The following is a 19,661-nucleotide window of genomic DNA, read 5'->3' as shown; positions in this document are numbered from 1 at the left end:
GTCTTCCTTCGCCTCTTCTTCGGCGAACGCCGGCATGGAAAACGGCCGCCCCGCAGGGACGGCCTAAAGAGATGGGGCGGGGCTAACCACGCCTGACGGTGTCAGTCGAAGGCTGACATCTGGGCTGCGGCAGCCTTGCGATCGACCAATTGGCCAGGATTTTCGACCGCGCGATCGAAGGACTTCCAGACTTCGCCGACGATTTGCTTGTAGGCGGCGACCGCACCTTCGGCCGCCATGCGCAGGGCGTGGGCCTGGATGCCCATGTCGGCTGCGAACTCCCGCTTGCGATGGGAGGCGCTGTCATAGCCGACGGGACCGTCGAGGTCCTCATCGCGGGCGTCGTTCGAAGCCTTCGCGGTGGCGTCCCGCGCCTGCGTCACGGCCTTGCTGTAAAACTGGCCCGCACCGTGGGCAGATCCGACATAGGCGCCGACGATGCGCTGCAGATGGATCTGCATGGCGCGATCGCCAAGGCCTTCGCTCAAGGCATCGGCCGTCTCGATGATCAGTCGCTCGTGGAGATCGCGGATCCCGTCGCTGTCGATGACAGCGGTCCCGAAGCTTTCGGCGATCTTGAGCGCCTGGGCGCTGTCCGGGCAGGTGAGGCGGACCATTTCAAGGGTGGCGCCCTTTCGAAGCTGCACGACGCACGCCGGGAGCGGCTTGGGCTCGTGTGGCTAATCGCACAACGTCCGGCTGGTGGCAGTCGTCGCGGCGCGATTGTGTTTAAGTGACCGCGGAGTGTTCGAGCGGCGATCGATGTCCTTTTCCGCGGTCAGCATGATCAGCGTACCAGGATGAAAGAAGGACGACGACAAACTGATGCGCAAGAGCCCTGAAGACGGTAGCAAAACGGCTATGCTGGGCAACGATCCCGATCAGCGCGGGCGCAACCAGCTTGCCGGAATAGCCCTCGGCCGAGACAAGGGTGAGGCCAACGCTGGACTGAGACCGGCAAACTGCCAGCGGCCGCAGGGGCGATCGTCGCGATTTAGGCTATGCAGATGCCGGCGATTGCAAAAGCGTACAACGGCGCCGCTGGCACTCGGCGCGAGGAGTGGTGCGGCCTGAACGGCCGCATCGAAAGTGAAGGATCCCAATCTAGCCGGCGTCGCGAAGGCAGGCCTGATCCGTGCACAGCAACGATTTGAGCTGCGCGGCCGAACGTGCAACCACCGAGGCCCCGACGGAAAGGAGCCGCTCGGGGTGATCGTCGAGGCAATGGCCGCCGGCTGTGAAGCCGATAACCGTCATCCCGGCCGCGACACCGGCCTGGACGCCGGCGATGCTGTCTTCCACGACAACCGTACGGGCGGGATCGGCCCCCATCCGGTCGGCCGCGAACAGAAAAAGATCAGGTGCCGGTTTGCCCTTCGATACCATGACGGTGCTGAAGACATGCGGCTCGAGCAACGGCCATAGTCCGGTCCTCTCGAGACCGAGACGCAGTTTGTCAGGCGCGCTGCTGGAGGCAACACATCGTGGCACGGCAAGTTGGCCAAGAAGATCGGCGATGCCGTCGATCGCCTCCAGCTCGGTCAGATACTTCTCCTTGATCTTCGCGGCGACCACCTCTTCGAAATCCGAAGGCAGAGGCCTTCCCCACTCCTCCTCGACCATGCGTCGCATCGTGGCTGCAGACAGGCCGGTATATCGGCGGACAATATCTTCGTAAGTGGTCGGAAAACCAATGCGCGCCAGTTCATCGGCGTCGATCTGGGTAGCGAGCTTTTCGCTGTCGATGAGGACACCGTCACAGTCGAAGATGACAAGGTCGAATGGTTTGGTCAGGCTCATTGGAAACCCTCCGGCATGAATTCCTCGGGGCTGACGACGACGTGCGCAATAGCGGGCTTAGGGATCTTGTACAGGCTGTCGAAGCCACCTTTGACGCCCTTAGCGACGAAGCCCAGCTTCTGCGCCGCTTCCGTGAGCCCCAGCACACTCGTACCGGAGCGGTCGGTCGACGCATACTGGCGAATGCGCGCCAATGGCAACTTGTAGCCGTAGAAAGCTGCGACAGAAGCGAGGCTGGCGGCGCCGCAATCTGTGATGTCGCGCTGCTTGAACTTAACGGCCTTACTCGGCATGGAAGCTCGCTGGCTGTTGGGACAAAATTAGCGCCCTGCCAGCATCGGATTGAGCCAATCGTCTGCCTGATCGTAGAGCAGTTGCAGGAGAGTGCGATCGGCCAACAGAAAGCGGGCCCGCACGGTCATGCCTTTCTTCAGGTGACCGATGGCCCCGCTCTTTAGCGCGAGATCACTGCGAGAGAGCGCGCAGTGGACCTTGAAGACCGGGTTCCCGTCATGCAGAGTGAAGTCCTGCGCCACATCGAGCACCGTTGCTACGATGACACCCCATTGATTGTAGTTAAAGGCATCCACTTGGAGCCGCACCGACTGACCAGGCTGCACAAAGCCAATGTCGTTGGGGGAGACGTAGATTTCCGCCACCAGTTCGTCGTTCGGCGAGATCCAGGCAACGGTTTGCCCGATCTGAACATAGCTGCCGGGCGCGAGGCCGGAGAACTGCTCGAGAGCGCCCGATACTGGGGCACGGATGCGGTGCAGGTCCCGTTCGTTCTCGAGCTGATGCAAGGTGGCCGTGAGTTCCTTTAGGCGTAGGGTAGCGTCAAAGAGCTGCTGGTTCCAATCGGCGGTTTTGCCTCGCGCGAGGATCTCCCCTTGGACCTCGATGTTTTGGAGAGCGAAAGCCTTCTCCTCAACGGCCTTCGCAGGCGCCGCAGCAGCCGAGACAAGTCGCTTTGCGCGGTCGAGTTCCGCCGCGGCGTTACTGCGAGCATATTGGTTCTCGCGCAGCAGGTTGAGAAAATGCACCCTTTCAGCCGTCGCGGATTCGGTTTGGAGGGGGGTTGAGACACTGGGCCTTGCGCCGGAGGAGATCAGCGTTTGGAAGTCATGGGCAAGATCGCTCTTGGCATGAATGTCGGCTAAAACCGCGCTGAGCTTTTCCTCAATTACCTCATCGTCAAGGGCGATGATTTCCTGCCCCTTAGCAACGACATCGTTCTCAAAGGCAAGGACACGGGAGATTCGCCCGGAGACGGGCGCTATCAGGGGCGTCTTCTCCACGATGGGGCGAATAGTACCGGCACTCTGCACAGAGACCGGTATGGTGACGAGTGGCAGTGAGGCAAATGCCGCGACCACGAAGAGCAAGATCGCCTTATAAATGCCCAAAGATCGACCTGATAGTCGCGACAGTATGCTTTCTGCGGTGCAGCTGGCCGTTTCAGCAGAAAGGGAAGCTAGTCTGTAGTCACTAGGAAGCATCGAGAGCCAAACGCCCCTTTGTATCAATCAAAGAAGTATTGGTCCAAGGCAGCGGCTCCAATGCTCGTAGCCACGAAGCCGACAAACGCGATAATTGCGAATGGTATTTGCCAAATACCTCCAGAGAATTCAGCTGCTTCTTGAGGATTTAATTCAGTTACCCGATAGGCTGCCGTGTCGATCTTCATTGGATTTCTCCTTTCCAAGAGCTGCATGAAAAGATCAGCCGATCCAACCCTGGCCGGTGACTTCTTCTGCTATAATTACGGCTAAAACGCCTGCCAACCCAATAACTCCGAAAGCTATCTCCCATGCCATCCCTCCCGAAGTACCGGATGCTTCTTCGGGGGTCAATTCAGTCACGTGATAGGCTGCCATGTCACTCTTCATTGTTGCCTCCGGTCCAAAGCTGAAGTGAGAAGATGCCAAGGTTCCGTCGGGAGCTCCTGGCGGCGCGCAATAAAGAGGTTCAAGATTCGTGCCAATTCAGAAAAAGCGAAGAGCATCAGAGAACCGTTCTGCATGCTATTCAATGGCTGCCCCCCAGAGCGCCGCGACGTGCCAAACCGCACATCACAGTGTCTCAAGCACGACAAACCCGACTAAGGGTTCTGAATGAACGTCCTGACCAGGTGTCGACAGGTCCAAGGTCGTGAGGGCGCTACAATTGAGACCCGGAACCTCGGCGCCTACTGAGCGCACCCATCCGCCAGGCCCCGTCGCGCTTCTCGTCGACGTTGGTTGTTGCTGATGCAGCTTGAAACCTGGTGAATAGTTAACGGACCTTGAAAAGGCCCTCGCACGATGGTGGGCGCAGATGCGCCGCTTCTGGAACTCACCCTGAGGATTTGATCTCGGTGATCAAGGATCCGAAGTGGCAGATTGAGCGGTCTTGAAGCCGGACCACTGCCGCAATGGCTTTATGAATGACTTGCCAGGGTAGTATTGCCGTCGAGACCATGGAAAGCCCAACCTGATAAGACAGACCGCAACGTGCGCGTGGCATGGCCCAGATGATGGGACGTGGCGGATAATGCGACCAGATGGTGGTCCCGCCCTGTCAGATGCATAGGTCGGCCACAGCTGCGCACCAGCCAAGTGGACCAACTCATCCACACTGTTTTCCGAGATGACATTGGCCAAATTTGCAGTGCTCTCCATAGTCGTCGTAGACAAGGACGCGTTGTCGACAGCCTTGCCTGAAATCGCACGTGCGGCGGCAGGGTTACGCATATATCATGCCAATAAGACGATATGCGCGGAGCCACTGTCGGACGTTGTCAAGTATAACGTTGCGATTGGATTTTTGGCGTTCGGTCATGGACGTCACAATCCGAAAGCCGCCATGGCATTTGAGCGTGAATGTCTTTCAGCATCTAAACCAAGGGCAGCTCGTTTTAGCGACTTCGATGATACGCAAGTCCTGGATCTTCAACTCGGCTGGCATGACCTTTGCCTCTCAGATTTAAACACGGCGGGAACGCGCGCGTCCGGCATTGCACGAGGGGAGGCCTTGATGCCTGGCGACGAAAAGCACTCCCTTTAAGCGCAGACTTCATTTGATCGAAGGAAGACCAGACGTGAGATCTGGACATGACAAGCCGGACTGGAGACGAAAGTCATTGCGCGTAGCGTCATCGATTTTCGTCTCGGAAAAATATAGTGGGGCGCATTTGCCTTGGTATACCATCTATCCAACGATACAGGAGTTTTCTTCAGAAGTCGGCGCCCACGCTTATGAGCAATGGCTGCGAAGCCTAGAAACTGATGACGCTGTTTCGCTCTATCTTCACATTCCATTCTGCCGTTCGATGTGCTGGTATTGTGGTTTTCCGACGAGCATCACTCGTCTGGATACTTTGATCATCAATTATTTAGCAATGTTGCGTGAGGAGATCCGGATGGTCGCCGAACAAACGCCACAGGCAATCCCCGTGAGCGACGTGCACTTCGGTGGCGGATCCCCGACCATCATGCCGCCGGCAGGCTTCCTGTCGCTAATGGAACTCCTGCGCGGCTGTTTCGCGTTCGAGAAAGCGGCAAGCATCGCTATCGAGGTCGACCCGCGCACGTTCACCACCGATATGGCAGAAGCCTTAGAAAAAGCCGGGGTAAACCGCGCAAGCGTCGGTGTGCAGAGCTTCGATCCCATCGTACAAAAAGCGATCAACCGGGTTCAGAGCGAGGCGCAAGTGATGACTGCCGTCCAAAACCTGCGCCTGCATGGAGTAGGGCGCATCAATTTCGACCTGATGTTTGGTCTGCCGTATCAGACAGTCCAGTCCTGTCGCCAGAGCGCGTTGCTAGCTATTGCGATGCGTCCCGACCGCCTAGCGGTTTTCGGTTATTCCCACGTTCCGTCTTATAGAAAAAATCAGCGGTTGATTGACAGATTAGCGCTGCCCGATATAGCCGCGCGCGCTGAGCAGGCCTCAGTCATGGCCGATACTTTAGTTGCAGCCGGCTATCTGCAAATCGGGCTCGACCATTTCGCCTTGCCGGATGATGAGCTTGCACTAGCGCAGAGAACCGGTCGTCTGCGGCGCAATTCGCTTGGTTACTCCGCCGAAACGCGCCAAACTGTGATTGGCTTCGGCGCGTCGGCCATCAGTCGTTGCGGCGAGGGTTACGTTCAAAACGAACTCACACAAAGCTCTTATAACCGACCCATTGCGTCCGGCCACTTAGCGACGTCAAGAGGCTATCGTCTAACCATCGAAGATCGCGTACGGGCCGCAATCATCGAGCAACTCATGTGCTACTTGGAGGCAGATGTACCAGCAATCTGTACGGCTCGCGGATTTGATCCGATCCATTTGGGTAATTCAGCTGAGCAGTTGGACATTCTGGTTGAGGACGGGATAGTTGATGTCGACAATGGTGTCGTCCGTGTGCGGCAGGCATGTCGCTTTGCGCTTCGCGCTGTCGCTGCCGCATTCGATGCTTATCTTGGCCGCCCGTCCCTCTAGAGTGGGGCTCCAAATTAGCGGTTCTCGTCGTGTGCGTCACCTGCTGGCATAAATGTCGAGCAATGCCTCGCAGGCATGCAGCCATTCTTCAGCCTCGGCTCTAAGAGCCGCGCCATAAAGTCGGAGTTTACAGAGCAGCCTTGTAGGTTCTTCAGATCGACGTCATTCTCCTCAAGCTCGGCGTAGGTGAAGTGGTCCGCTGCCCGTTGCGATCTCCGCATCGGAATCCCGGCACTTGTCGATGAACTCCCGATAGGCCTCGTCTCGGTCAGCCTGGAATCTGGCGATGACTTTCTCTTCTTGGAGCCGATCGACCGCGACCGTTTCCAAGATCACGGATTCTCCATCTCGGAGACGCCAATTCTCGATCATCTTCAGCCGCGGACGTGGTCGTCGGTCTTGGGGAGCAGGCAAACCCCGTTCTGCAGATACACTGCACCCATTCCCTTCAACCGCCGCCATAACGCGACCCGCTTTGCACCGGGTTCGGGCGGGACTTTGTAGGTCAGCAGCAGCCAGGATGACGTAGCCATAGCTGCATTCCAATGTTACGGCTGTCACAAAACAGTGTGCGGGATCTTTAAATCCCCCGCGATGAAGATGATACTGCTCACCTGCCATCTTCTTCGCCTGGGGCTGCTGCGCATGCATCCAATCAGCACGCTTGCTGCGCCTTGCTCGTGGCGGTGAAGATGGCCCGGGGGTCGTTCTTCAGGACCTTGAGTAATCAGCAGCAGCGCAAGCGGAGGACGGCGACAAGTTGCGCGGACGCGCCGGGCGTCGCGCGCTCCTACCACGCCGGTATGGAGCCCAGCGCGGCCAGGCCTGCGCTCTCGTTCTTTGTACGGGTTGGGATCAGCTACAGAGTTGCGCGGCTAGTCCGCCACACCTTCACCGCAGAGATCAGAAGAATGATTGCCAAGGCCGGAAGCAATATCGCATTCGGAACGATGCCGAGCAGTAGACCGCCGATAAATGTGCCAACGATCGATCCTGCCGCCATCACCAGCATGAACGTCTTGTTCCGGCCAATCACCGAGAAGCTCTGATCCCGGCTGTATCGCGTGAAGCTCACCAGCATCGTCGGCAGACTGACGGCGAGTGAGAGACTACCGGCGACCTTGACTTCCGCCCCAAACAGAAGGACAAGCGTTGGGATCAGTAGTTCACCTCCGGCGACGCCGAGCAATGCCGCGACGATGCCGATGATGAGGCCTGCAATCACCCCTGCGACAAGTTGGGCCGCTCCCGTCAACAATGGCTGGCCCGCTGTGGCGGCGTGCCCGACGACCAGGACGATTAGGATCGGAAGCCGAAACTCGGCGCCACCGAGGCCGATGAGGCCGCCGAGAGCGCCAATTATGGCTCCTCCACTGAAAGCAGCAGCAGGATGACGGGATAAGGATGTATTTGCGGTGTCAGACATGGATGTTATGTATGCACAGATATTACGATGGTGGATAGTGAATATGGAGTGGAAGCGCCGCGAGTGACTATGCCGCTGTCGATGCACCGGCGATGTTGTTTAGGATCCTCAAATGCTCTCTTGAGTTCCTGGTGCAGAACTGCACGCCTGCGGCGGCCGCTTCTCCTTCAACAGATTCTTGCCTCGTCTGCAGCACGAGCCCATGCTGCCCAATGCCTGGCGGGAATCTCGGCACCACGATCGCCTTTTGACCCCTGCCACGCCGGCACCGGTCGGTGGCCGCTCAGCGCCGCGATGCGCTGGCAAACCTCGTGAAAGCCGACGCGTTCCAGACGCGACATCAGGGAAAACACATCGCTTTTTCCTCCCCGAGCGGGTAGAACCAGCCGCGCCCGTCATGCGTAGCAACGATGATCTCACTTCCGCGGCGACACTTCATCGCCCGCCTGGTGCTCTGACGTCGATTGCAAAAACCCAAGGTCGCCAGCACCGGCGCAACCGACACTTTTCCGCAATTGCTCGATTTGTTCTCTTTCCATCTGCATTCCGATCGCCGTGCGATCGTCCTTCATCTTTGTTCCTTCCCGTGAATATCGCGGGCCCGATCCGGGCCGCGGCGAAGAGCAAAGGCTGCAAGGGCGTGGCTTGACAATTGTCGGATCCGACACAACTCGACCTGAGCCGCGGCGCAGCCTCCCTTGCGGCCGCCGGCTCGCCAGCGGCAGGCGGAACTGCAAAAGCGGTTCAATGAGCCGCCCACGGATCATAATCATTGGATGATCGTAAGATCGGCGTCGGCGTCGATCTCGTTGGAAGAACGCCGAGCTCTGCGGCAGTAGATTCTTACCTGGGCAGGTTTCCGTCACGTGCTCTATGGCGCGGACCCGATGAATGCGAGTGGCCAGAGCGGAGCGTTTACGCCGCCAAGCGGGGGCCGCAGGTCGGCATCATTGCTGAATAGACGGCGGCCCACTTTTGGCAAGTCCGCCTGTCACGGTTCCATGTCGCGTAGCATTGTCCGATGTATCACAATATCGGAAATGCAAGACGGCGGGTTCGATCGATTATGCTGTATCAAAAAAGAGAGTTTTGCTTATGGCAGGCATATTGCGTGGAGCCATTTGCAGGTGCGCAAAAGAGCAACGATAATTGTGCGGAGAATGTCGAAATGTCAGAAAATTGCTTTCCGCCGGGGCCTGGATCCGATCCTTCTAGAATAGGACGATCCAGATGCAGAGGAATTAAGAGGTCGTACAGGAATAGTCGAGCCAAGGCTGCACAGGAGCTTGCCGCAGTTCCCTCGCGCGGACGCCCAACTCTACATTCGTTCCAACCCGGCGAGATCCTCGATGTCCATAAAGGCGCTGTCACGGCAACTGCGGGAGGGGCTGATGATTCATGAAAAAAAAATGGATTCACTGGCGCAGGAAATCCGCGTTTCCTATTACCTCAGAGGCGGCTGGGCCTGGCCTATTCCGCGATCATCGACAAAGAACCGCAATTTTTCGCAGGGAAGGAAGACGGCCCGCAGGCAAGCTGCCTGGCCTACTTCTCCATCAGCATGGGCGGCCGGTAAGGCCCGAGGACTTTCGAACCTCGTGGTGATCGAGGCTCTCGATGTGCTCGGTTTGCGGCCCATCAAAATCCTGTTCACTACGATGGCTGCCGCCTTGATGGCGACCACCGCCTTTACTGCGGATTCGATCCCCGCAGACCTCAGAGCAATGGCGCTGGCTACCTTCAAGGCTTTGCCATCCACCACGCCGGCAGTCGTCAACAACCGGATCACATCGGAGAAAATCGTCCTAGGCAAGGCACTGTTCTTCGATCCACGCGTCTCGGCGTCAAGCGTTTTCTCATGCAACTCGTGCCACAACCTGGCCACTGGGGGCGACGACAATCTTGAAACCTCGATCGGCCATGGTTGGCAGAAGGGACCGCGCAACGCGCCGACGGCACTGAACGCTGTCTTCAACATCGCGCAGTTCTGGGACGGTCGTGCCGAAGACCTGAAGGCTCAGGCCAAGGGACCGGTCCAAGCCAGTGTCGAAATGGCCAATACACCGGGTCAAGTCATTGCCACGCTCAAATCGATGCCGCAATATGTCGAGTGGTTCAGTGCAGCTTTCGCGGGTGACGCCGATCCCGTCACCTTCGACAACTTCGCCAAGGCAATCGAAGCCTTTGAGGCGACACTTGTCACGCCGGCTCCCTTCGATGCCTTTCTCAATGGCGATGACGCCGCAATGACTTCCAAACAGAAACAGGGCCTGACGCTTTTCATGGAAAAAGGCTGCTCGTCCTGCCATGCTGGTACCAATGTTGGTGGGAATGGCTATTACCGTTTTGGCATTGTTGAAAAGCCCAGCGTCGACGTCCTGCCGGAAAAAGACAAGGGCCGTTTTGCCGTCACCAATAAATCCGACGATTTATATGTTTTCCGCGCAGCTCCGCTGCGCAACGTAGCACTCACGGCACCTTACTTTCATTCGGGTAAGGTTTGGGATCTCAAACAGGCCGTCGCCATCATGGGGACCGCCCAGCTCGGCGAAGCATTGAAGGAAGAAGAAGTCGACCTCATCGTTGCCTTTCTTAATTCGCTGACCGGAACGGTACCGGAGGTCGCCTATCCACTTTTGCCAGCCGAGACGGGGGGAACACCCCGCCCTGTGTTGCAGATCTTAGGAAAATAAACGGCTCGAGCTGGCTAGGAGAGGTTGCAATCAAGAATGATTGCGACCTTCACCGGTAGGGCTGACCCATCTCTAGCCTAGTGCCCGTCCATTGTTGGAGGAATTGCGACATTGCCGCAGGTAAAGCCCGGCGGTTTCAGGTATACTTTAGATCAAGCTACTGATTCTAAAGACAAACCCGTAACCGCCGGGGCCGACAATGCGCCAAGAACGCACCGTCCAATCCAGTATATTCGATCTTTTTGCCGGACACGAGATCGGCCGTGAATTGAAAGCCATGTCTCAGTGGCTGGATGAGCATAGCGATCTGCTCGGGTTGGTGGCGCGCGACCTGCGCCGGCATGGTCTCAGACAGACCGGCCGCGAGGGGCTACCAGCCGAGGCTGTGCTGCGCTGCGCGCTGCTCAAGCAGCATCGCCAGTTGAGTTAAAGACTCCGCCTCGTTCCGCGCCTTTGCCCGGCTGCCGTGGGGATGGAACCCGAAGAAGTCGGTCTTGCACAAGAGGATCAGCGCGATCCGGGCGCAAACCTTTGAAGAGATAAACCGGGTGCTGCTGGCGAGCGCCCGGCAGGAGAAGCTGGAAAGTGGCAAAGTCGTGCGCGTTGACAGCACCGTCACCGCCGCACTGATCCATGAGCCGAGCGACAGCAGCCTGTTATGGGACACTGTCCGCGTGACGGTGCGGCTGTTGCAGCAGGCCGAGGCACTGGGTAGCGCCATCCCATGGACCACCGGCAACTGTTCACTCGCCTGCTGCAGATAACTCAAGGTCGTGCGCGTGATCTTGAGCAGTTCGCGGTAGTGCTTGATCCGCGCCGCGCGGCAAAGAAGCGGGCTCGCGCGATCGAATATACCCGCGGCCGCCCCAAACGCCCCTGACGGCGAGGCCGGCGGTTGAACTCTGGCAGGCGCAGCCCCGCCACTACCGGCCGCCGACGCGCAACGTCGGGGCGGGCGGTGACCTTGAACGCGAAGCAAACGTCTCGCTCGCACAACTCGCCCATTGGGTCAGGCGGTATATCTCGGAGGATGAGCTGCGCGCCTCACAATTGCCATGGAGTTCCTGGCCGCTGCCGCGCCAGCATCAAGCCACACTCATGGTATGCGAAACCGCATCACCTTGCGAAGATGCTGGAAATGGCCCGGCCGGTTCTGCGTAACGAAGGTGAGATCTTGAAATGGGCGCGTCAGGAAGGCGGTCGTCGCCCTATCGATATGATCGAGACGGATGAGGGCGCGGCAGAGGTCTTTAACTACATAGAGGCATATATCCGCGACAGGCTGAAAAAGACCGGCGACCAAACCGATGAATCCTGAACCAGACGGGCGGGAAGGGAGTACGAGGGCACGCCGCGCTGCTCGATGTGAACGTGGAGGCGGTACCCTCCCATTTGACTTCCCAGCCCCAATCGTCGCCGGCAGGCGGCCTGGTCAGCAATTTTGCGAGTGCCGATTCGATATGATTTGGCATGGGATCGGATAGGAGCTGCGGCTGCGCCAGGTCGCGTTGCCGGATTGGGCGGCTTTGAATCGGGGCGCCGTCATCACGTAACAGCGGCGTGGAACGCTTGCGCGGGCGCTTGGTCATGACGGCATTCTATCAGAAAATATTAAAATGCATTTTACTGAACATTGAAGGTTGCCGGTTGTCTCAAAAGGTGGGGATCATACCGCCAATCTCCCTTCACCGTCTTTGCTGCCGATTGGGGTGGGGTAAGGGTGTTGTGCGTTATCGGCCTATGACGGCGGAAAACTGAGGCGGCCTCATCGCGCGCTTCGACCCTTGCCGCCAACCTACCCTCCTGCCGAACCTGTCCAAGAGCAAGACGTGGCGGAATATGGGTCTTAGCCACAATGATAAAATTGCAGTTGGCCCGGCCTACATGTAAGCCATAACGCCCCCCGGGACCGGCGTTGCTCCCATGCCGGCGACGCCGTTTAACCTGTCATATGAGAAGATTGCATGGCGATATCACATTATGTATAGTGCAATCATTGATATCTATGTCGAAAGGAAGTTATCATGGCGAGCGTGACCGTTAGGAACCTGCCGGATGAGGTGCACCGCGCGCTTCGCGTGAGAGCAGCGATGCATGGCCGCAGCACCGAGGCCGAGATCCGCGAGATCCTCGAAACGATTGTCCGTCCGCCGGAGCGCGTCAAACTCGGTTCTTTATTGGCGTCTATTGCCCGTGACGCAGGAGGGCTGACCGATGCTGAAGCGGAGCATTTCAACCAGCTGCGTGACAAGACACCGGCTGAACCGATGAGCTTCGAATGATCGTCATCGATACCAACGTCGTTTCCGAACTGTGGAAGGCCGAGCCCGACCGCAATGTGATGGCCTGGATCGATGCGCAGATGATCGAAACGCTGTATTTATCCGCAATTACGGTGGCCGAACTGCGTTTCGGCTTGGCGGCCATGCCAGCAGGCAAGCGACGCACGATCTATCTGAATCGCTTGGAAGGAGAGGTATTGCCGGCCCTAGCGGGGCGCATACTCCCCTTCGACTTGGATGCGTCACGAACTTATGCCGATCTGATGGCGCAAGCCAAGAGGGCAGGCAAAGCCATCAGCAATGCGGATGGCTATATCGCCGCAACGGCGTTGGCACGTGGGTTCATGGTCGCTACGCGCGATACCAGCCCATTCGCGGCCGCTGGGCTAGATATCATCAACCCCTGGGAGGCGCTATGATGGGAAGGATTTTCAGGTCCTCATGTTATTGATCATGACCGACAATGCGCGAACGACGTCGGCGCGCGACGACTTCTTCCGTGCCTCGGCCATGCAGCTTTTGACAGCGCTGATCGCCGACGTTTGCCTCTCCGGCAATACCGACGAGAAGGAGCAGACGTTGCGCCGCGTGCGGGCCAATCTATCCGAGCCGGAGCCGAAGCTGCGCGAGCGGCTGGTGCGCATCTACGAAGGCTCGGAATCCGATTTCGTCAAGGAGAACGTAGACCAGCGCGGCATAGTTCGGGTAGGAAAGCCAGTGCGTCTCCTTCACAGCATTGGCGTAGACCCCGGAAAACGTCTCCGGCGTCATATTCACGAACACCGCGATCGCGCTTCGTGAGCGGATGTTCTATGTCCGGCTGCGCACGATGGTGAAGAACCGGGGTGTGACAGTGTTCGACCGGTACCCAGAGCAGACGGCGCAGTTGAAGAAGCTGGGCGACCTGTTCAACAAGACCGGCCTCCAGCAGCTCGCCACTCTCAACGTATCAGCGATCGACCGCATCCAGATCGATCGGGGGCTGGAGTTTATCGGCGACATTGACGGGCGGATCAAGCAGGCCGAAGCCACGATCAAGGCAATGACGAAGACCAACGGCAATGTAAAGCTGTTGAAGACCATCCCTGGCATCGGGGAATTCTTCGCCCGGCTGATCGATGCCGAGATTGACGACATCGACCGCTTCCGGAACCCGAAGAAGCTAGCCGCCTACGCCGGGCTTGTTCCCTCGACCTATTCGAGCGGTGACAAGACCTTTCATGGGAAAATCATCAAGCAGGGCAATAAGTGGCTGCGCTGGGCCTTCGTTGAGGCCGTTGCACCGGCCGTCGCTTCCGACTTGCAGCTTCGTGCCCAATACGAACATCTGAAGTTGAATGGAACTAACAAGGCGCGCGTCGCGATCGCGCGCAAGCTTTTGACGATCACCTTCCAGATCCTGCGTGCCCAGCGCCCTTACGAGCGGCGCGGCGTCGATAGTGATGAGGGTGCGTCGGCAACGATATCCCGGCTGTCCCGATGATTTCTTAGCGAGCCCGGCAGGTCTGGGCTGAGCTCTTATCGGAGAATGGGAAACCGGGAACCGAACCCCACTATGTGACCGAAGCCGGAAAGGAAACGGCATCAGGGGGCACGGATTGGAGAATGGTTCAAGACCGAAGGACGGAACACGCTGTCCTTCGAACGGGGAAGATTTTGCCAACCGGCCGAAACGCCGCTCAAAGTAGAACCGAACCCAGGGAAAGCCGCGAAAACAAAGCGTTTTTTTCCTTGTGTTCTTTCATTGGAGAAATCAGCATAGCGGCCGCCCAACGGGATTTCGGGAATTCTCGTCGTGTGGGGAGCGGGAAACAGCGCAGCCGCAGGAGCCTCAACATAGTGGCCTGAAGGAGAGGCGGGACCGACTGCGCCCCGCTCCCGCACACCATACTGCAGCTCGAGGCCGAGCGTCTCCGTAAACGCAGATGAAACCGGGTCCGATATAATTGGCAAACAGGAGAGGACAAGCAAGCGGCAAAATTGAATGTGGTTTCGTTCAGAAGGCCGCGGAAGTCCGGTAGCAGGAATCAACATCACCAGCGTGGAAAAACAGCGCGATCTCGACCGAATCTCGCGTGGATTAGTGACGGGATCCCGCGGCCATGATCATTGCTGCGGGGGCGTGGCTCGCTTTCTGCGGCGACGGAGATCTCTCTAGTGTCCTCGCTCTGGGCAAAACACGGACGACGGCGTTGTGGACCGCGTTTTCATTCCGCGGCGAGAGCGCGCGAATTAACCGCGTCGTCGATGGCGATTACACTCTGGTTAGGACTTGCACGACGAGGAAGTATGGCCGCAATCTGTGCACGGTTACCCGAGCAGGGCGATTCGCTGCTCGGGGCCGGCAAAGAAAAGCCGTTTTTTTGATTCGAAGCTGCCGCTGAGTTAACGATTCGGAGACTATCGTCGCTATTTCCTTACCCGCTTACTCGCAAGTCATTCATAGAATTGGAAGATGGCGCAAATTCACACCAGAAGCCGACCACTTTCGCGAATACCATTTCGCGAGCATTACCCCTTCTTCGTCTGACAAGGCTGAAAGCTCATGGTAGCATCTTCAATCTGCGTTATCGGGGTGCGGGGCGCGGCGAGGACCACCATATCGATATCTGGTGCGACAGGGATGGTTGACGACGGGCGACAGCGAGCGCTCGCCGCGCGGCGAACGGCAAAAGGACAATGCTGACGACATTTGAAAAGGCGGCGCTCGAAGCCGGTAAGGCCATCATCGCGGTTTTGCGCGAAGGCTTTCCCATTGCCATGAAGGCGGACGCAAGCCCGGTTACGGTTGCGGACGAGGAGGCCGAACGCATAATCCTCGCCCATCTCTCCAGGAATTATCCCAATATACCCGTCGTGGCAGAAGAGTCGGTTGCCGCCGGAAACGTGCCCGACATCAGCGGCCGAAGCTTCTTCCTGGTCGACCCTCTCGACGGCACCCGTGAATTCGTCGACGGACGGCAGGAATTCACCGTCAACATCGCCTATATCGAGAACGGCGCCCCGGTCGCCGGGATCGTCTACGCGCCGGCACTCGGGCTCGCCTTCTCGGGGGAGCGCGGCCGTGCCCAAAGGCTTGAGGTCACCGAGGACTTCACCATCGGGGCACGCACAGCAATTGCCGTCCGCGAGCAGCTGGACGATCGGCTTGCACTTGCAAGCCTTCGTCACAACAGCCCGGACACGGGAACCTTCCTCGCCGATCACGCGATCTCCAAATGCACCAATATCGGCTCCTCGCTGAAATTCTGCCTCCTGGCCGAAGGCAAGGCCGACGTCTATCCACGCTTCACCCGCACGATGGAATGGGACACCGCGGCCGGCGACGCGGTGCTGCGCGCCGCCGGGGGATCGACGGTGACGCTCGACGGGGCGCTGCTGACCTATGGCAAGACGGGGACGGCGGCCGATTTCAACTTTGCCAATCCGAGCTTCATCTCCTGGGGCGGCAGAAAACGCGTCCTCGAACCGGCGTGACCATCCGCCGCATCCCCGAATTTGCCTCTATCGGCGTCCAGGCCTCGGCAGGCGGTCCCGGAGTGATCCCCGAACGGCCGGCCACCGGATCAGGTGATTCTCGGCATGAGCCGCAGTCTTACCCATGAAGGCCTCGCCAGTCGCTGGGACGGCTCAAGACATGGATCATGCGGCTGAGAGCTGCAAGAGGATCGTCACAGGAAGCACGGAGACCGTAGGCGGGCTCCGTGAGCATGGTGAGTAGAGCCGTGCGCAGAGAGCGCCTCGTCCAACCGGTCCTCGGTCTAATCATCACCTATGTGAATCGATCCCAGCCGAACGATTCACAACTGTCGTTGGACGAGACATTCAGGATGGACGATTCTGGATGTTATGATCTCGCAGCCCTATCACCTCTATGTCGAGCGTGTGGACGCCTCCAAGAACATGGCGCGTTACTATGCCATGTCGATCGAACCCAACCTGTTCGGGGATATCTGCCTGCTTAGGAAATGGGGCCGCATTGGCACCAAGGGTCAGACGATGATCCAGCATTTCGGCCGGGAAAAAGAAGCGGTCCAGCTGTTTCTCGAGCTGCTCCGACAAAAGCGCAAACGCGGCTATCGTCCGCGCGCCTCGGTCCCGACATAGCAAGGCCCGCCAAAGCGGGCGTCGAAAGCGCTTCATCGGCGCCGCTTTCGATTGGTCTTCGAAGGACACCCCGATCTCGCGAGGAAGGTCGTTTCATCCGGCTGACCAGTCCCGCAGAAAGAGCCGCCTCAAAAAGGCGGCTTGCACCGATGGCACCGTCCTATTCGGCAAGCGCCCCGGCCAGATCAGCCTGGGCGAGTTCAAGCTCTACCTCGATCTGGCGGCGCATGGCGGCATCCAGGATTCAGTTCGCCCCCCTTGGCGGCGGGGGCCTTGTCCCGGTCTCGGTCCCGGTTAGGGCGGGACCGGATCAGCTGGTAGCGGTCCATGCCCTCGCCCTCCGGGAGCGTCGCTTAGATCAGCGCGGGGAAGCCAGCGAGTCGTCGCTGCGGTAGCGGCTGGTTGAGGTCTGGTAGTACTGCGCTGGCATCGCCGACATAGCCTCGATCAACGATCCCCATGGCGCGGGAAAGCGTTCTTCCGCCATCACCCGGTGCAGCATGCGCGCATGACCCGCCAGCTCGTCATTGAGGAACTCCTCCACCGGCATGGCCGGATACCGCTGCCGGAGCAGGATGGCAGCGTTGTCGCCGTCACCCGCCGAAATATCCTTGTCGCGTCCATGCAGATCGTTCTGCAAGCGCCCTATCGTGGAGATGAGCCGCAGTACCTGGCGAAACGCCGGACGCGCGCGCAATGTCGCCATGTCCAGCCCCCACAGCAACGACAGGCAACAGAACACGTTCGCATAAGCGATCGAATCGATGCCGTTATGCAGGTATTCGGCGTAGGACCAGCGTTGTGCCTCTGACGCCTGCGCGTGTCCGGTCCGCAGCGCCGCGCAGTAGCACCGGGTATCGTCGAGAAGCTGAGCATAGTCGCTACGATCGTAGGCAAGCGCAGCCAGTGAAGCGCGCAGCACACCGCAGCCCTCGAAACCGGGAAGCGCGCACGGCACGCCCTGACCCAGCGCCTGCTCCACCGCGGCGAGCTGCTCCGGCGCGATCAGGCCAAGGTCATTGCAATCGTCAAGCCAGAACAGTAGCGCCAGTTCCCGGTAGAAAGCCACGATCAGAGTTTCGTCCTGCGCATCACGGCCGGTGCGGGCGCTGGTTTCGCGCAGGCTCGGGTGGATGCGCTGCAGGATGTACTGGCCGCCCCTGACCGCTTCCACTGCATGCTCGTCGGCGAACCCGGTCAGGGAACGCCCCCACTCCAGCACCTTCTGCAGCGCGCGTTCGGTCTGGATCATGGCGCCGCTCCTGTCCCCTCGGCCGGGAGGCGCTGCCCCCAACGAATTGCCAGCCACAACCCGGCGAGTTCGGCCACGCGCACGACCCGGGTAGGGCAATACAATTCCTTGCCGATCCACAGCGGCGTCTCCGGCAATTCATGCGCCGCATGGCGGGCGAGCATCCACTCCCGCGCATGCGCCACCGCCTGCGCGATGCGCGCGCGCCCCGTCGGCTCTTCGCGCCCGTCCATCACGTGCAACGCAAACAGCGCATAGGCCGTTTCCTCGAATGTTGACGCGCTACCGGCGCCCCAGCTGCCGTCGTCGCGCTGCGCCTGCAGCATCGCCGCCAGCGCGCGCTCGTCACGCCACTGGGGCGTGCCTTGCGCGAGCGCAGCGATCGCATGCGCGGTGGGATACAGCCACGAAACGTGCCATTTTTCGTTGTCCCATAGACCGTGCGGGTTGCGATTGGCCTTAACGTAAGTGCTGGGGCCTGCGGTGGACCTTCCCAGCAGTCGCAACGCATGCAAGGCGTGGATATTGGTGGACACCGAGGCATTGCGCTCGCCGGGGAAGGTGACGAACAGCCCGTTGGTTTCGAAATGGCGCAACGTATCAACAGGCGGGTTGCGTCCTGCAAGGCGCAGGATGCACAACGCAACGGCGGTGTCGTCCGCATCGGCCGCGAAGTGCAACGCCGGACCCAGTCCGCGCACGTCCAGGCGGGCATCGAGCTGCGCGACGATCATGCGCACCGCCTCGGCGAGCGCGGGATGCGAAAACAGCCCAGCCAGATGCAGGGTGTAGAGCGACCAGCACGGCTCGAACACATTGATCGGCCAGACGTTGGGAACGACACCTTCGATGCCGCTGCGCGTCGCCCGCGATGCGGCCTGCAGATACCTGTCGGTGCGCCCGACCTGCGGCGCGCTCCCCTGTGGCAGGGCGTGCGCACGCCATGCGGCAGTGGCGGCCGGGCTAATGCCGATACTGCCGTCGTCATCCGGGCATACCATGGTCGGCGCCGTCCCCCAGGCTTCCCAGGAGTGCAGCAACGGGTGGCCGCTCGGCAGCGGTGCCACCGTCCCCAGCTTGGCCAGGCACGCTTGCCGCAACGGCAACAGTGCCGGGTGGCGCGGTAACACCACGTCGCCTAGCAAGGATGCGGCCTCGCCGCACATCTGCGGCAGGATCAGCTCAGCTCCTATCGGCGCGTCATCCGGCGCCGCATCTGTATAGGGATCGGGCTCCCGCTGGAGGAACCGGATTGCAGCCAGGACTGCGTCTGCAGCGCCGGGAAGAGGATCGGCACGCTGCAATGCAAGCAACGCCGCCCATGTGGGCGCATGGCGAAACAGCGGGAAGTCCGCACTTCCCCATCCCCCATCGGCCTGTTGCTGCGCGATGAGCCACGCGTATGCGTCCTGCCGACTGGCGACGTCGCCGTGGAACTGCAGAACTCGCGCCGTGTCGTAGACGGACGGACCGACACTGCCGCCATCGCTCGTATCGCTCAGCAGGTGGCGCAATTCAGAAAGGATCTGTTCGGACAGCGCGTTCACGCGGAATGTTTCCTACTGCAGATAGTTGACGAGGACCAGGATCGGGCAGACCCCGCGCACGTAGCCGCGAACTCGGACGACTCATG

Annotated in this window: 17 protein-coding genes and 7 pseudogenes; 11 read left to right on the top strand and 13 right to left on the bottom strand. The window is 59.5% G+C overall.

Annotated features, from left to right (window positions below; translation table 11 throughout):
• Positions 1 to 101: 101 nt before the first annotated feature.
• The 6 genes and pseudogenes from NXC14_RS24155 to NXC14_RS32695 form a co-directional block, all read right to left on the bottom strand.
• The gene (locus NXC14_RS24155; RefSeq protein ID WP_245362213.1) at positions 102 to 617 is read right to left on the bottom strand and encodes a hypothetical protein; all 516 of its coding nucleotides are present in this window, start codon (positions 615 to 617) and stop codon (positions 102 to 104) included.
• Between the two features lie 487 nt (positions 618 to 1,104).
• On the bottom strand, positions 1,105 to 1,800 hold the full coding sequence (locus NXC14_RS24150) for an HAD family hydrolase (RefSeq protein ID WP_085780552.1): 696 nt from the start codon (positions 1,798 to 1,800) through the stop codon (positions 1,105 to 1,107).
• A gap of 35 nt (positions 1,801 to 1,835) precedes the next feature.
• Positions 1,836 to 2,093 (bottom strand): annotated as a pseudogene (locus tag NXC14_RS24145) (cysteine peptidase family C39 domain-containing protein); the annotation flags it as partial.
• A 27-nt stretch (positions 2,094 to 2,120) separates the two neighbouring features.
• Entirely contained in the window at positions 2,121 to 3,206 is a 1,086-nt protein-coding gene (locus NXC14_RS24140; protein WP_085780551.1) for an HlyD family efflux transporter periplasmic adaptor subunit, read from the bottom strand.
• Positions 3,207 to 3,322: 116 nt separating this feature from the next.
• Entirely contained in the window at positions 3,323 to 3,487 is a 165-nt protein-coding gene (locus NXC14_RS32700; protein ID WP_157131495.1) for a hypothetical protein, read from the bottom strand.
• A 34-nt stretch (positions 3,488 to 3,521) separates the two neighbouring features.
• Positions 3,522 to 3,689, bottom strand: coding sequence for a hypothetical protein (locus NXC14_RS32695; protein WP_157131494.1), 168 nt, complete (start codon positions 3,687 to 3,689; stop codon positions 3,522 to 3,524).
• A 745-nt stretch (positions 3,690 to 4,434) separates the two neighbouring features.
• Between NXC14_RS32695 and NXC14_RS24135 the strand changes: the two genes are divergently transcribed.
• Together NXC14_RS24135 and hemN are read left to right on the top strand one after the other, a co-directional pair.
• The gene (locus NXC14_RS24135) at positions 4,435 to 4,845 is read left to right on the top strand and encodes a hypothetical protein (RefSeq protein ID WP_085780550.1); all 411 of its coding nucleotides are present in this window, start codon (positions 4,435 to 4,437) and stop codon (positions 4,843 to 4,845) included.
• Positions 4,846 to 4,921: 76 nt separating this feature from the next.
• Entirely contained in the window at positions 4,922 to 6,268 is a 1,347-nt protein-coding gene (gene hemN / locus NXC14_RS24130; RefSeq protein WP_198175549.1) for an oxygen-independent coproporphyrinogen III oxidase, read from the top strand.
• 14 nt (positions 6,269 to 6,282) lie between these two features.
• Here hemN and NXC14_RS33630 read toward each other — a convergent pair.
• From NXC14_RS33630 to NXC14_RS32690, 3 genes and pseudogenes are all read right to left on the bottom strand, one after another.
• Positions 6,283 to 6,801: pseudogene (locus NXC14_RS33630) on the bottom strand (Chromate resistance protein ChrB).
• A 326-nt stretch (positions 6,802 to 7,127) separates the two neighbouring features.
• Positions 7,128 to 7,694 (bottom strand): sulfite exporter TauE/SafE family protein, encoded by a 567-nt coding sequence (locus tag NXC14_RS24120; RefSeq protein ID WP_085780548.1) that lies wholly within the window; start codon positions 7,692 to 7,694, stop codon positions 7,128 to 7,130.
• A 416-nt stretch (positions 7,695 to 8,110) separates the two neighbouring features.
• Complete coding sequence (locus NXC14_RS32690; RefSeq protein ID WP_157131493.1) at positions 8,111 to 8,266, bottom strand: hypothetical protein; 156 nt, start codon at positions 8,264 to 8,266, stop codon at positions 8,111 to 8,113.
• A gap of 1,065 nt (positions 8,267 to 9,331) precedes the next feature.
• Between NXC14_RS32690 and NXC14_RS24115 the strand changes: the two genes are divergently transcribed.
• The 3 genes and pseudogenes from NXC14_RS24115 (at position 9,332) to NXC14_RS32685 (ending at position 11,705) form a co-directional block, all read left to right on the top strand.
• Positions 9,332 to 10,387, top strand: coding sequence for a cytochrome-c peroxidase (locus NXC14_RS24115; RefSeq protein ID WP_245362212.1), 1,056 nt, complete (start codon positions 9,332 to 9,334; stop codon positions 10,385 to 10,387).
• A gap of 199 nt (positions 10,388 to 10,586) precedes the next feature.
• Positions 10,587 to 11,320, top strand: a pseudogene (locus tag NXC14_RS24110) (hypothetical protein); the annotation flags it as partial.
• A gap of 205 nt (positions 11,321 to 11,525) precedes the next feature.
• Positions 11,526 to 11,705, top strand: coding sequence for an antitoxin Xre/MbcA/ParS toxin-binding domain-containing protein (locus NXC14_RS32685; protein WP_157131492.1), 180 nt, complete (start codon positions 11,526 to 11,528; stop codon positions 11,703 to 11,705).
• A 29-nt stretch (positions 11,706 to 11,734) separates the two neighbouring features.
• Here the strand turns inward: NXC14_RS32685 and NXC14_RS33625 are convergent.
• Positions 11,735 to 11,976 (bottom strand): annotated as a pseudogene (locus NXC14_RS33625) (ATP-dependent DNA ligase); the annotation flags it as partial.
• A 435-nt stretch (positions 11,977 to 12,411) separates the two neighbouring features.
• Between NXC14_RS33625 and NXC14_RS24100 the strand changes: the two are divergent.
• The 3 genes and pseudogenes from NXC14_RS24100 to NXC14_RS24090 all read left to right on the top strand — a co-directional run.
• Complete coding sequence (locus NXC14_RS24100; protein ID WP_085780547.1) at positions 12,412 to 12,669, top strand: plasmid stability protein stbC; 258 nt, start codon at positions 12,412 to 12,414, stop codon at positions 12,667 to 12,669.
• Positions 12,666 to 13,088: a type II toxin-antitoxin system VapC family toxin gene (locus tag NXC14_RS24095; RefSeq protein ID WP_085780546.1), complete on the top strand. Its 423-nt coding sequence runs from the start codon at positions 12,666 to 12,668 to the stop codon at positions 13,086 to 13,088. Before NXC14_RS24100 ends, NXC14_RS24095 begins: the two co-directional genes overlap by 4 nt.
• A 31-nt stretch (positions 13,089 to 13,119) precedes the next feature.
• Positions 13,120 to 13,353, top strand: a pseudogene (locus NXC14_RS24090) (type IV secretory system conjugative DNA transfer family protein); the annotation flags it as partial.
• Here the strand turns inward: NXC14_RS24090 and NXC14_RS32680 are convergent.
• A pseudogene (locus NXC14_RS32680) lies at positions 13,354 to 13,458 on the bottom strand (type IV secretory system conjugative DNA transfer family protein); the annotation flags it as partial. It lies immediately after the preceding pseudogene.
• Between NXC14_RS32680 and NXC14_RS24085 the strand changes: the two are divergent.
• From NXC14_RS24085 to NXC14_RS24075, 3 genes and pseudogenes are all read left to right on the top strand, one after another.
• A pseudogene (locus NXC14_RS24085) lies at positions 13,457 to 14,152 on the top strand (transposase); the annotation flags it as partial. The pseudogenes NXC14_RS32680 and NXC14_RS24085 overlap by 2 nt on opposite strands.
• Before the next feature lie 1,196 nt (positions 14,153 to 15,348).
• Positions 15,349 to 16,146, top strand: a complete 798-nt coding sequence (cysQ, locus tag NXC14_RS24080; protein WP_085780545.1) for a 3'(2'),5'-bisphosphate nucleotidase CysQ — start codon at positions 15,349 to 15,351, stop codon at positions 16,144 to 16,146.
• Positions 16,147 to 16,518: 372 nt separating this feature from the next.
• Positions 16,519 to 16,776 carry a WGR domain-containing protein gene (locus NXC14_RS24075; RefSeq protein WP_020923330.1) on the top strand — a complete coding sequence of 86 codons (258 nt, stop codon included), beginning with the start codon at positions 16,519 to 16,521 and terminating at the stop codon, positions 16,774 to 16,776.
• Between the two features lie 358 nt (positions 16,777 to 17,134).
• On the opposite strand, the gene NXC14_RS24070 is transcribed toward NXC14_RS24075, so the two are convergent.
• On the bottom strand, positions 17,135 to 18,028 hold the full coding sequence (locus tag NXC14_RS24070) for a hypothetical protein (protein ID WP_085780544.1): 894 nt from the start codon (positions 18,026 to 18,028) through the stop codon (positions 17,135 to 17,137).
• Positions 18,025 to 19,575: a hypothetical protein gene (locus NXC14_RS24065; protein ID WP_085780543.1), complete on the bottom strand. Its 1,551-nt coding sequence runs from the start codon at positions 19,573 to 19,575 to the stop codon at positions 18,025 to 18,027. Before NXC14_RS24065 ends, NXC14_RS24070 begins: the two co-directional genes overlap by 4 nt.
• Positions 19,576 to 19,661: the final 86 nt, after the last annotated feature.

Source organism: Rhizobium sp. NXC14, assembly GCF_002117485.1.
In the GTDB taxonomy this organism is placed as follows: Bacteria; Pseudomonadota; Alphaproteobacteria; order Rhizobiales; family Rhizobiaceae; genus Rhizobium.
The sequence above is the reverse complement of the archived record's forward strand: the minus strand, read 5'-3'. Positions and strand labels throughout refer to the sequence as shown.

Coding starts and splice junctions, on each gene's coding strand:
- NXC14_RS24155 (WP_245362213.1), bottom strand. CDS start 617: ATGGTCCGCCTCACCTGCCCGGACAGCGCCCAGGCGCTCAAGATCGCC.
- NXC14_RS24150 (WP_085780552.1), bottom strand. CDS start 1,800: ATGAGCCTGACCAAACCATTCGACCTTGTCATCTTCGACTGTGACGGT.
- NXC14_RS32700 (WP_157131495.1), bottom strand. CDS start 3,487: ATGAAGATCGACACGGCAGCCTATCGGGTAACTGAATTAAATCCTCAA.
- NXC14_RS32695 (WP_157131494.1), bottom strand. CDS start 3,689: ATGAAGAGTGACATGGCAGCCTATCACGTGACTGAATTGACCCCCGAA.
- NXC14_RS24120 (WP_085780548.1), bottom strand. CDS start 7,694: ATGTCTGACACCGCAAATACATCCTTATCCCGTCATCCTGCTGCTGCT.
- NXC14_RS32690 (WP_157131493.1), bottom strand. CDS start 8,266: ATGAAGGACGATCGCACGGCGATCGGAATGCAGATGGAAAGAGAACAA.
- NXC14_RS32685 (WP_157131492.1), top strand. CDS start 11,526: ATGGCCCGGCCGGTTCTGCGTAACGAAGGTGAGATCTTGAAATGGGCG.
- NXC14_RS24100 (WP_085780547.1), top strand. CDS start 12,412: ATGGCGAGCGTGACCGTTAGGAACCTGCCGGATGAGGTGCACCGCGCG.
- NXC14_RS24095 (WP_085780546.1), top strand. CDS start 12,666: ATGATCGTCATCGATACCAACGTCGTTTCCGAACTGTGGAAGGCCGAG.
- cysQ (WP_085780545.1), top strand. CDS start 15,349: ATGCTGACGACATTTGAAAAGGCGGCGCTCGAAGCCGGTAAGGCCATC.
- NXC14_RS24075 (WP_020923330.1), top strand. CDS start 16,519: ATGATCTCGCAGCCCTATCACCTCTATGTCGAGCGTGTGGACGCCTCC.
- NXC14_RS24070 (WP_085780544.1), bottom strand. CDS start 18,028: ATGATCCAGACCGAACGCGCGCTGCAGAAGGTGCTGGAGTGGGGGCGT.